Here is a 12,749-nt window from a genome sequence, read left to right on the forward strand (position 1 = left end):
TAGACACTTTGGACGGATTTATACTGAATAGTGTCCTTGAGACTTGCTCTCATAGACACTTTGGACGGGTTTATACTGAAAAGTGTCCTTGAGACCTGTTCTCATAGACACTTTGGACGGATTTATACTGAATAGTGTCCTTGAGACTTGCTCTCATAGACACTTTGGACGGATTTATACTGAAAAGTGTCCTTGAGACTTGCTCTCATAGGCACTTTGGACAGATTTCCAGTCGAAAGTGTCCATTAGTCCTTCCCATTACCCAAAACAAAAGACCACGAAAAAACAGGAGCAATTTCGCTCCTGTTTGTCATATTACCCCAACACCGCACGGTCACTTTCAAACTGCTCCCCACGTATACGTTGGAATTCTTTTAATAAATCTTCAATTGTTAGTTCTTGTTTCTTTTCACCTTTGATGTCTAAAATAATTTGTCCTTTGTCCATCATAATTAAGCGGTTTCCTAAATCAAGTGCTTGTTGCATATTATGGGTAACCATTAAGGTTGTTAACCCGTATTCATCTACAACCTTCTTGGTTAGGTTTGTAATCAATTCGGCACGCGCTGGGTCAAGAGCAGCAGTATGTTCATCAAGTAAAAGAATGTTAGGATTAGTGAAGGTTGCCATTAATAAGGAAAGAGCTTGGCGTTCTCCACCGGACAATAAACCTACTTTTGCGTTTAAACGGTCTTCTAACCCCAAATTCAATGTACTCAAATGCTCTTTGAATTCGGCTTTACGTTGTTTTGTAACACCGGGCTTTAGTTTTCTTTTTCTGATTCGTGAATATGCCATCGCTAAGTTCTCTTCAATCGTCATCGAAGGCGCAGTACCAGCCATCGGGTCTTGGAAAACACGTCCGATAAAAGCAGAACGCTTAAATTCAGGAAGCATTGTTACATTCTTACCAGAAATAATCACTTCTCCAACATCCGGAACTAGATTACCAGAGATGGTATTCATAAGGGTTGATTTGCCTGCACCGTTACTACCAATAACCGTCACAAATTCTCCTTCATGAAGCTCTAAATTAATTCCCTGCAATGCTTTCTTTTCATCAGGAGTACCTTCATTAAAAGTAATTGCAACATCTTTGACATGTAGCATATTAGGCGCCCTCCCTTACTTGACTAAGTGCAGCACGTTTTTGTAATCGGCGTTTTTTATCTTTGCGCGCTTGAATTATTCTAGGCGCAATAAGTGCAACCATTACAATAAAAGCTGTTATCATCTTCATGTCGCCAGTTTCTAAGAAATCCACACGAAGCGCTAAGGTAACGACCATACGATAAACAATAGCACCACCGATTACAGCGATGGTTGCAATGGCAATTGTCCTTTTACCAATTAGTGCTTCTCCAATGATAACTGATGCTAGACCGATAACAATCATACCTATTCCCATGGAAACATCGGCGAATCCACCGATCTGGGCAATTAAAGCCCCACTCAGTGCAACCATTGCGTTAGAAATACCAACACCTAATATGATTAGATTATCTGTATTTGCTGACAAACTACGAATCATCCGTTTATTATCACCTGTTGCACGTAATGCTAACCCTACTTCGGTTTTCAAGAAAAAATCAGTTAGGTATTTTATGGCTAAGACCACAACAATCATGAAAAATACAATCACCCATGTTGCCGGAGCACGTTCTGACCCAAGCGCAGTAAAAATACCATTAAAGAAGTTATCTATTCCAACTGGCCATAAATCTCGAAGCTGTGAAAAAATAGTGGGTTGATTGTGTAATGAAACGGTCGGTGAATCCATAATACGTAGATTAATAGAATACAGTGCAATCATCATCAAAATCCCTGATAATAGTGCATTAATTTTCCCTTTTGTATGAAGAAGACCGGTAATACAACCCGCAATAAATCCTGCTACGATTGCCATCAATGTCGCGACGACAGGAGAAACTCCATTAACAATAGAAATCGCCGCCACACCAGCACCGGTCACAAAGCTACCATCTACCGTTAAATCAGGAAAATCCAATACTCGGAAGGTTAAATATACCCCTAAAGCCATAATTGCATATATAATTCCAGATTCAACAGCACCAAATAATGCTAAAGCCAATTTTCATTTACCTCCTTTTCCACAACTACTCAGACCAATGTGGAAATAAACTCTTTAGAATAGAGAAGCAGGCATCTGAGCCTGCTTCAAATTTTTGACTTATAGGGTACATTCGTTTCTTAATTACTCAGCTTCAACTGTCTCTACAAATTGAGCATCTTCATCCCAATCAGCATTCCATTCAATGCCTTGTTCTTCTGCAGCTCCCTTATTGATGAACAATTGAATTTCTGGTGGATACTCTACATTAATATCTTGCGGAGATTTTCCATCCTTTAAAATTTCAACAGCCATCTCACCTGTACGCTTACCAATAGTAAAATAGTCAATACCAAACGTTACGAATCCACCTTTAGCTAATGAGTCAGGCTCACCAACAACTAACGGAATGTCTTGTTCATTAGCAACAGCTACAACACTTTCAAGTGCTGATACTACCATGTTATCCGTTACAATATAGAATAAATCAACTTCACTTACTAATGACTGTGCTGCTTGTTGAACTTCTGAGGAGTTCCCCACAGTACGTTCCTCAAAACTTAAAGAAGTACCTTCACCAGCAGCTTTTACTGCTTCGATTTGTGTAACAGAGTTAGATTCACCAGCATTATAAATTAATCCAACTGACGCATCAGGGAAATACTTATCAATAAATTTAACTGTTTCTTGAATTGCATCTGGATGAAGATCCACAACACCAGTAATGTTTTCACCTGGTTTATCCATTGCCTCTACTATTCCTGATTCAACGGCATCTGTAACAGATGTGAAAACTACCGGAATATCGGTTGCATCTTTTGTGGCTTCGAGTGCAGATAGTGCAGCAGGTGTAGAGTTTGCAAAAATTAGATCCACGTTATCTGCAACAAAACCATCAGAAATTGGTTTTAAATTGTTTTGATCCCCTTGAGCACTTTTGTAGTCATATTCTACATCAAGACCTGCTTCTTCTAATGCGGCTTTAAAACCTTCATAAGCTTTGTCCAATGATGGATGTTCAACAATTTGTGAAGCACCAATCTTATAAGACTTTCCACCGTCGCCATCTGAGCTATCCCCATTTGAACCTGAACCACATGCTGCTAATACTACTAAACTAATGATTCCTATGACTAAAACTTGAAGTCCTCTTTTCATTCTATACTCCCCCTTATTCTCCACTAATCTGAAACTATAATTTGAGAAATTATAACATACTGAAAACCTTAGTCAAGCCTGTTTTTTGATAATTCTATAATTTTGGAAACGCTTACCCTTAAGTCCTTCAAAGTTTTTCGACAATAAAAATAATTTTCTGTCCCGTCCCCCTTTTCTAAAAATTAGTTACTTTTTCAATTCCTTTTAAAATTCTATCTGGTGTCGGTAGATAATGACTCTCTAAGCTGGAGAAAGGAACTGGAACATCAAATCCGGTTACCCTTTCAATTGGTGCCTTAAGATACAGGAAAGATGTATCGTTAATAATAGATACAATGTCATTTCCCAATCCACCAGTTCTTGGTGCCTCATGTATGATAACTGCTCTACCTGTCTTTTTGACGGATTCGGCAATTAGTCCCTCATCAATTGGATATAGCGTTCTAAGATCGATTACCTCACAGCTAATTCCATTTTCCTTTGCCTGATTTGCAACCTTCTCTACTAAAGGAACCATAGCTCCCCAAGTGATTAGTGTAACATCTTCACCTTCCGTGCGCTTAATGCCCTTACCTATCTCAACCGTATAATAATCTATTGGAACTTCTTCACGGAAGGAACGGTAATTATGCATTGGTTCCATATAAAGCACAGGATCTGGATCCTCTACTGCAGAGATAAGCAATCCCTTTGCATCATATGGTGTTGCTGGACAAACGACTTTGATTCCTGGCATATGTGTAAATAACGCTTCTGCACTATCCGAGTGGATCTCCGGAGCACGAACACCAGCACCAAACGGAGCACGTATTACCATCGGAACTGAAAAACGCCCCATTGTACGCATTCGAATTCGAGAAGCATGTGTCATAATTTGGTCATACGCTGGATATATAAAACCCATAAATTGAATCTCGGCAATTGGTTTAAAACCATTCACCGCAAGTCCAATTGACGTCCCAATAATCCCCGATTCAGATAAAGGAGTATCGATAACGCGGTCATCACCAAATATTTCTTGAAGTCCATCAGTTGCCCGGAAAACTCCTCCGTTTTTACCAACATCTTCACCAAGAATTAACGTAGTATCATCGCGTTCTAGTACTGTTTTCATTCCATCATTTATTGCTTGAATTAGGGTAATGCTTTTTGTAGCAATCTTCGTTTCTGTGATGTTGCTTGTCATATTACTTCCCCCTTAACAACTGCAGATAAGAATCTTTTTGATTTACTAATTGATTTGGAAGCTCTGCAAATACATGATCAAATAAATCTTCTACATTTGCCTTCGGATAGGACTCCATTTCCTTTACAGCTGCTTCAATTTCGTTTTCAACTTCTTTATGGATGTTTACAGCAAAATCATCATTCCAAAAGCCTTCATTTTTCATAAATCGTTCGAATCGAAGGATAGGATCAACTACATCTTGACCTAGACCCTCTGGTCGATATTTCGTTGGGTCATCTGCAGTGGTATGAGCACCAGTACGCCATGTTACTGCCTCGATTAAGGTGGGACCTTTTCCAGACCTTGCTCGATTAACGGCCTTTTGCATTTCAAAAAAGACAGCAAAGAAGTCGTTACCATCTACACGAACACTAGGAATCTCGTAAGCTACTCCTTTTTGTGCAATTGTAGATGAATTCATCTGTCTCTCAAATGGAACGGAAATAGCATAACCATTATTTTGGTTAAAAAAAATCGTAGGTGTTTGAAATACACTTGCAAAGTTAAGTCCCTCATGAAAGTCCCCTTCTGAGGTTGCACCATCACCGAAATATGCAATGGCAATGTTCTTGGTTCCTTTTCGCTTCTCCGCCCATGAGGCACCCGTTGCATGTAGAATCTGTGTTGCAATTGGTACCGCAGCAGGGAAAATCCTTTTTCCGTCCGGAGGTATGCAACCTTCTAATCTACCATTCCAATATAGAAATGTTCGCGTCATATTTGCCCCAAAAGTTAACATTGCCCCATGATCTCGATATGTAGGAAATAACCAATCATCTTCACCCAATGCAAGTGCACTTCCGACCTGTGCAGCCTCTTGTCCCTCAAAGGGAGGATATGTTCCAATTCGTCCTTGTCGCTGTAAGCTTTTTGCTTTCTTATCAAATGTACGGATACGATACATATGATAATATGCTGTTTGTACTAACTCTTGGTCAATCAAATCCCTATCACTTGCCGTAACCAAGTTCCCTTGTTCATCGATTACTTTTTTCATTGGAAATGATTCTACCATCGATAAACCTCCAATTCTGAGTCTAGTAAACTGACCTTGCACGCATATCTGCAACTATTGAATTAGGTATTTCGACGTAATATTAACGTCATTTTATCACTGCGCCATTACTCGGTCAATTAAATATTTTGAAATATTTTAATTTTATAAATTAATTAGTTTGGGCAATAGATTCTAGTAATGTTGCTCCCACTTGCATACGATTATTTGCTGTTTTTATCATATCTTCGATTAAATCCTTCACGCTAGGTATGTCATTGATTAAACCTACGACCTGCCCACTATTTAGGAATCCACTGCTTAGATCCCCCTTAATCGCTCCAAGAACATGATGTTTTTCAGAAGTGAATTTTCCGTAGTCTTGTAAACTAACCCCAATCTTTTCCTGTTCTATTAACTCCTGTATATAGCTTGAATTCAATACCCTCCTTATTCTCCCAAAGCTTCTACCAATAATAACCGTATCGGTACCACTCGCTCTTATGAGCTGCTCTTTATAGTTTTCGTGAAACGGGGCTTCTTTAGTTGCAATAAATCGTGTACCGATCTGGACACCTTCTGCACCAAGCATTAATGCAGCAGCTAAACCTTTCCCGTCACCAATTCCTCCAGCAGCAATAACTGGAACATTTACCTTTTGAGCAACCTGGGGAACTAGCGTAAATGTAGTCAGTTCATAAGGAGAGTTTATCCCGGCCGCTTCATAGCCCTCTGTTACTAACATATCTGCCCCAGCTTTTTCTGCTTTGATTGCATGTTTCACTGTAGCAACAATTGCAAGAACTACCTTCTCATGTTCATGAAGTTTAGAAATAAAAGGAGTAGGATTACCAGCAGATAGAGATATTACTGGTATATCATGCTTAATAGCTAGTTCGATTAACTTATCTACATTAGGGGAAACATTAATGGCGATATTCAAGGCGAATGGCTTATCCGTTAATTCCTTTGTCTGGAGAATTATTTCTTCCACTTGCTCCCCAGACATCGTGCCACAGCCGATAGTCCCTAACCCTCCTGCTTCAGATACGGCAGCAGCAAGCTTTGCATTCGAGATATTCCCCATACCACCTTGAATGATTGGATATTGGATGCTTAATAACCTAGTTACCCGATTCATGTATATACCTCCATCATTCCCCTCGAAAGTTAGGTGCTCTCTTTTCACTAAAAGCTTGTAATGCTTCTAATCTATCTTTTGTTGGAATGGTAAGTTCATATGCTTTTGATTCAATATCTAGACCTGTTTTCAAGTCAGTATTCATCCCAAGAGAAATCGCATACTTCGCTTGGGTAACTGCCACTGGACCATTCCTAAGTATTTTTTTAGCTAGATCCTCACATTCCTCAAGTAAGGAATCCTTTTCTACTACTTTCAAAACTAGCCCTAGTTCAAAAGCTTCTTCAGCTGCAATCTTTTTCGCTGTTAGAATAAGCTCTTTTGCCTTCATCTCACCAATTAACCTCGGTAAGCGTTGAGTTCCACCTGCACCTGGGATAATTGCCCAGCTTGTTTCCGTTAAACCCAATTTCGATTCCCTACCGGCTATCGTAAAATCACAAGCTATCATCAGTTCAAACCCACCACCAAAACAGTATCCATTCACCGCGGCAATGGTTGGCTGTGGCAGATTAGCGATTGAATCAAAACAGTCACGGATTGCCTTAACATTTCTCCTTACTTGTGAATCTGTTAATGTTCTACGCTCTTTCAGATCTGCACCTGAACTAAAAGACTTCTCTCCTGCGCCAGTAATAATAACTGCTCGTATTTCTTTGTCTAGATGGATCTGTTGTATGGTCTCCTGAAGTTCCGATAGCATTTGATAATTAAATGCGTTTAGTGCTTCTTCTCGATTTAATGTGATGTAAGCAATATTATGTTGTTTTTGAAATAGGATGGATTGCATTGGTTTGCTCCTTTCTAGCTATGTCAGGTTTCTTTGGTATATTAGTTCTATATCGGCGCTGATGTTTTTTTACGTTTTTATGTTGATTGTTTTTGCTGTTTTTGGAATGTCTGTTGCTTTTATTTTCACGGTTGATTAGAAATTGTGCGGTAACTTTATTAGATCTGGTGAGGCTTAATGCTACCGCTCCGGCAGAATACTCCGCTTTCCACGGGCACGGCCTCAGCCTCCTCGAGGAAAGTTCGCCTCTGCGGGGTCTTCGGACACGTGCTATTCCCGTAGGAGTCTCCGTATTCTGCCTGCGCTAGTTTAAGCTTTCTAATTTAAGGTAGCAAATGATTTTTGTGTTGGTTTTGATTGCTTTAATTTATTTCACTCAACACTATCGTAGGAAATACACGGAGACTCCTGCGGGAGGATAGGCATCGGTGAGACCCCGCAGTGCTTTAGCACGAGGAGGCTCACCAGCCGCCCGCGGCAAGGTAGACACTGCGATGGTTCTTTCAAGCAGATGTCGCCCCTGTGCTGGAAGTAAAAGCGGAGTGTATTTCCGTAGCGGGTACGGTGCTGTGACAAGCATCTTAAGTACCGCACATTTTGTATAAAATATAAGTAACAACAATCTTTTATAAAACAGCTATTCTTTTTAACTTCTATAACCCCTCCACAATCACCGAAATTCCTTGACCAACACCAATACACATTGTCGCTAAACCATATTGAACATCCCGCTTCTTCATTTCATGTATCAATGTCGTTAATATCCTTGCACCACTTGCCCCTAAGGGATGACCAAAGGCAATAGCGCCACCGTTAACATTCACAATCTTGGAATCTAACTCTAGCTGGCGGATACTTTCTAGAGATTGGGCTGCGAATGCTTCATTCAACTCTACTAATCCAATTTCAGATATGGATAGACCAGCACGCTTCAATGCCTTTCTAGATGCATGAATCGGGCCTAGCCCCATAACAGCTGGCTCAACTCCTGCAGTTGCACTTGTCACATATCGAGCCAATGGTTTCAAGCCTAACTCCTTTGCTTTATCAGCACTCATTAAGAGGAGCGCTGATGCTCCATCATTTACCCCAGAAGCATTACCAGCGGTTATCGTACCGTTATCAAATAGCGGTTTTAACTTGCAAAGTTTCTCCATCGAAGTATCTGGGCGTGGATGCTCATCTATATCCACTCGAATTTCATTACCTTTTTTATCATGATAAATTACCGGAATAAGCTCATCTGAAAACCGATTTTCTTCCATGGCTTTCTTCGCACGCATTTGGCTTTCATACGCGAATTCATCTTGTTCTTCACGACTGATACCATATCGTTCTGCTACATTTTCTGCTGTCTGTGGCATGGAATCTATGCCATACATTTTCTCAAGAGAAGGGTTTACAAACCTCCAGCCTATCGTCGTATCATAAAGCTCCATATTTCCTCTAGGAAACTCTTTATTAGGTTTTGCCATTACAAACGGAGCACGGGTCATACTCTCGGTACCGCCAGCTATAAAAATATCACCTTCACCTACTGCAATAGCACGCGCTGCATACATAACAGCATCTAAACCTGAACCACACAGACGATTAATAGTTGTCCCCCCAACCTCAACCGGGAGTCCTGCTAATAGAGCAGACATTCTCGCTACATTTCTATTATCTTCACCCGCTTGATTGGCATTACCTAAAACAACTTCTTCTATAGCTTCTGGTGTAATCGTTGGATTTCTGTCTATTAGTGCTTTGATTACGGTTGCACCTAAGTCATCTGGACGAATATCTTTAAGCACTCCTTTATATCTACCGATAGGCGTCCTTACTGCATCTACAATAACAACATCTTTCATTTTTTAATCCTCTCGCCATCATTTGTATAATCATATACTCCGCGTCCAGTTTTTCTACCGAGTCTTCCCGCCTTTACATATTGCTCTAGCAAAGGTGCTGGACGAAATTTTTCTCCTAATGTTTCATGTAGGTACTTTAAGTTATTTAGTCTTGTGTCTAATCCAACAAGGTCACCAAGTTCTAGAGGTCCCATTGGGTAATTTAAGCCTAGCCTGATTGCTTTATCAATATCTTCAGGTGTGGCCACTCCTTCTTGGAGCATATAAAAAGCTTCATTGCCAACCATGGCACTTATTCGACTCGTCACAAAACCTGGAAATTCATTTACTTCAACTGTTTCCTTGCCCATTTTTTCTGCCACTTCACGAATAACGCTAACTGTTTCTGCATTAGTTTCTAACCCTTTGACAATTTCAACTAAACGCATACGATGAACTGGATTGAAGAAGTGCATTGCTGCAACCTGTTCTGGTCTTTTGGTATAAGAACCTAGCTCTGTTGGGCTAATGGTTGAAGTGTTTGAAGCTATGACAATTTGTTTTGGTGCATGTTGGTCAATTGTTTCTAGGACGTTTTTTTTCAATTCTCGTTGTTCTGGTACAGCTTCGATTACATATTCTGTTTCTTCTATTGCGGCAACCAGATCTAGTGAGGTATGTAAATTGGAAAATAGTGCTCTTGCTTCGGAATCGGTTATTCTATTTTTGGAAATTGCTTTTTTGGATAGTTTTCTCATTTCTTGTAGGGCGTTGTTTAGTTGTTCTAGTGATATGTCAACAAGTGTCGTTTGAAAGCCTGCTTGGGCTGAGATATAAGCTATGCCTCGGCCCATTATGCCGGCTCCAACGACGGTTATTTTTTTTATTGTCATTGGTGGCCATCCTTTCTATAAGTAAAGGCATTTTCAAGAACACAATAACTGCCTAACCCGCAGCCGGAATACACTCCGCTTTCACTTCCAGCACAGGGCCGACATCTGCTCGAAAAGACCTCGCAGTGTCTACCTTGCAGTGGGCGGCTGGTGAGCCTCCTCGTGCTTTCCCACTGCGGGGTCTCACCGATGCCTTTTCTCCCACAGGATTCTTCATGTATTCCGGCTGCTCAGTGCTTTCATAGGTTCTCTTAATCCAATGAAAATTATCGTTAAAAAGCAACTAACCAACCACTAAACCCCGAATGGGTTGATTGGTTTTGGGCCGTAGTAGGAAAGAACGCTTTTGTCTTCCATGTATAGGTCTAGTGTTTCTACGGTTAGTTCGCGGCCGAAGCCGGATTGTTTATAACCCCCGAACGGTGTTCCTGGGAAGGCTGAGAACGGGCTGTTGATCATGACGATTCCTGCTTGGATTTGGTGTGCTACCCGGGTTGCCCTTGCTTGGTTTGTTGTCCACACTGCCGATCCTAAGCCGTATTCTGTATCATTCGCTCGTTTAATAACTTCCCGTTCGTCGGTGAACTTCTCTACAACGACAACTGGTCCGAAGATTTCTTCCTGTACTACTTTCATATCTGGGGTAACATCTGCGATAATGGTTGGCTCATACCAATAGCCATTTTCAAATCCTTCTATTTTCATTTCTTTTCCACCAGTTAATATGGTTGCTCCATCAACTCGTGCGGATTGAACATATCCATCAATTTTCTCTAATTGACTACGGCTAATGATAGAGCCAACATGTGTCGCTTTATCAAATGGATCACCAAGCTTTAGCTTCTGTGTTCTAGAGACGAATTGTTCCATGAACTCATCATAAATAGCCTCGTGAACAAATAGACGTGACCTTGCCTCACAGGACTGTCCCGTGTTAAAGAAGATACCAAATATGGAACCGGCAACAGCCGCTTCTAAATCCGCATCTTCAAAAATAATACTTGGTGACTTTCCACCTAATTCAAGTGTTAACCTCTTTAATGTACTCGATGCTTTCTCCATAATATCTCTACCTGTTGGAGTTGACCCAGTGAAAGCAACTTTATTTACATCCTTATGTGTTACCAGGTAATCACCAACTACTTGCCCAGCACCTGGAAGTGTGTTTACAACACCTTCTGGCACGCCAGCTTCATGGCAAATCTCATTAAGCACAATAGCAGTAATCGGAGTTAAGCTTGCAGGCTTCACGACCACCGAACAGCCTGCAGCTATAGCCGGAGCGATTTTCCAAGCTGCCATCATCATTGGATAGTTCCAAGGTATAATTTGGGCACACACACCTACAGGTTCTTTATGTGTATAGTTAAAAAATCCATTTGGCATATTATTAACTGTTCCGCGATGACCAACAATTGCACCTGCATAAAATTCAAAATCCTCAATGGCCTGATTAATCTGCACCTGTGCTGCACCAATAGATTTACCACTATTTAGGACTTCAAGTTCACATAGTTCTTTAAAACGACTACGCATAATTTCAGCTATTTTATTTAAAACCCGCGCACGCCTTCCTACTGGATATTTACGCCATTTCCCATTATCGAAAGAATTACGTGCAGCTTGTACCGCCTTTTCTGCATCCTCCGTTGTTGCCTTAGCAATAGTGGCAATAACTTCCCCTTTTGCGGGATCAAACGTTTCAAATACTTCTCCTGACACACCCTCTACGCGTTCCCCATTAATAATCATGGCATAATGGGACCGTTTCATTTCTCCAACTGTTGTGATCTTTTCTGCTACTATTTGTTCCATTAGTTTTCCTCCTTATCTCCTTAGAAACTTGATGCACCTAAGCCAACCTTATTTACCGATAAAATTCGGTTGTCGTTTTTCCGCAAATGCCTTAAGCCCCTCTTGATGATCCTCCGAAAGGCCAGCAATCCTTTGGGCAAATGCCTCTTGTTCAAGAAACGTTTCGTAATCGGTATGCATGCTATCGAGCATATATCGTTTAATTAATGAGAATGCCTTTGTTGGTAAACTTGCCACCCTCTCCGCAAATGCCTCAACTTGTACATCCCATGATTCTTCATCAAAAACTTCTGTTACCAAACCCAGCCCTGATGCCTCTTCTGCTAGAAGTGGCTTCCCTAAGACAGCGATTTCTAATGCTTTTGCATAACCAACTAATCGAGGTAGCATATATAGAAAACCTGAATCAGGAACAAGCCCAATATTCATAAATGCACTAACCAACTTTGCATTACGTCTCATCAGACGAAAATCACATGCAAAAGCTAATCCCATTCCCGCTCCTGCCGCCGTTCCATTTATGGCAGCAATAATTGGCTTAGGTGTTTCCTTTAACACTTGTAGCATTGGGTGATATCGTTCTCTTAAAAAACTTGCATGATTCGTATTCTCATCGACATCTGCTAGATCTTGCCCCGAGCAGAACGCCTTTCCACTCCCTGTTATGACAATGCATTTAACCGTTTCGTTTTTAGTCGCAATACGCAATGCTTTTACTATTTCTAGATTCATCTGTTCCGTAAACGCATTGTATGCAGCCTGACGATTAAGCACTATGGTCGCTACTTTACCTTTTTTCTCATAAATTATTGTTTCATAATTCATAT

General features: G+C 40.7%; 11 protein-coding genes. All 11 read right to left on the reverse strand.

Features of this window, described 5'->3' with window-relative positions; translation table 11 throughout:
• Nucleotides 1–315: 315 nt before the first annotated feature.
• Complete coding sequence (locus TY11_RS03990) at nt 316–1,110, reverse strand: ABC transporter ATP-binding protein (protein ID WP_042143146.1); 795 nt, start codon at nt 1,108–1,110, stop codon at nt 316–318.
• A gap of 1 nt (nt 1,111) precedes the next feature.
• Entirely contained in the window at nt 1,112–2,092 is a 981-nt protein-coding gene (locus TY11_RS03995; protein ID WP_081755821.1) for an ABC transporter permease, read from the reverse strand.
• 123 nt (nt 2,093–2,215) lie between these two features.
• Nucleotides 2,216–3,229 (reverse strand): ABC transporter substrate-binding protein, encoded by a 1,014-nt coding sequence (locus TY11_RS04000; RefSeq protein ID WP_042143148.1) that lies wholly within the window; start codon nt 3,227–3,229, stop codon nt 2,216–2,218.
• Nucleotides 3,230–3,404: 175 nt separating this feature from the next.
• On the reverse strand, nt 3,405–4,415 hold the full coding sequence (locus tag TY11_RS04005; RefSeq protein ID WP_042143150.1) for an alpha-ketoacid dehydrogenase subunit beta: 1,011 nt from the start codon (nt 4,413–4,415) through the stop codon (nt 3,405–3,407).
• A 1-nt stretch (nt 4,416) separates the two neighbouring features.
• Nucleotides 4,417–5,472: a pyruvate dehydrogenase (acetyl-transferring) E1 component subunit alpha gene (pdhA, locus tag TY11_RS04010; protein ID WP_042143152.1), complete on the reverse strand. Its 1,056-nt coding sequence runs from the start codon at nt 5,470–5,472 to the stop codon at nt 4,417–4,419.
• 151 nt (nt 5,473–5,623) lie between these two features.
• Nucleotides 5,624–6,592: an NAD(P)H-dependent flavin oxidoreductase gene (locus tag TY11_RS04015; RefSeq protein WP_042143154.1), complete on the reverse strand. Its 969-nt coding sequence runs from the start codon at nt 6,590–6,592 to the stop codon at nt 5,624–5,626.
• Between the two features lie 13 nt (nt 6,593–6,605).
• On the reverse strand, nt 6,606–7,382 hold the full coding sequence (locus TY11_RS04020; protein ID WP_042143156.1) for an enoyl-CoA hydratase-related protein: 777 nt from the start codon (nt 7,380–7,382) through the stop codon (nt 6,606–6,608).
• 653 nt (nt 7,383–8,035) lie between these two features.
• Nucleotides 8,036–9,235, reverse strand: coding sequence for a thiolase family protein (locus TY11_RS04025; RefSeq protein WP_042143158.1), 1,200 nt, complete (start codon nt 9,233–9,235; stop codon nt 8,036–8,038).
• Nucleotides 9,232–10,107: a 3-hydroxyacyl-CoA dehydrogenase gene (locus TY11_RS04030; protein ID WP_042143159.1), complete on the reverse strand. Its 876-nt coding sequence runs from the start codon at nt 10,105–10,107 to the stop codon at nt 9,232–9,234. The genes TY11_RS04025 and TY11_RS04030 overlap by 4 nt, the downstream gene beginning before the upstream one ends.
• Before the next feature lie 294 nt (nt 10,108–10,401).
• Nucleotides 10,402–11,922 (reverse strand): aldehyde dehydrogenase family protein, encoded by a 1,521-nt coding sequence (locus tag TY11_RS04040; protein WP_042143163.1) that lies wholly within the window; start codon nt 11,920–11,922, stop codon nt 10,402–10,404.
• Nucleotides 11,923–11,970: 48 nt separating this feature from the next.
• A complete protein-coding gene (locus tag TY11_RS04045; protein WP_042143165.1) occupies nt 11,971–12,747 on the reverse strand; it encodes an enoyl-CoA hydratase-related protein in 777 nt (258 codons plus the stop codon).
• Nucleotides 12,748–12,749 lie beyond the last annotated feature (2 nt).

It is taken from the genome of Paucisalibacillus algeriensis (assembly GCF_000577245.1).
Taxonomy (GTDB): Bacteria; Bacillota; Bacilli; order Bacillales; family Amphibacillaceae; genus Ornithinibacillus.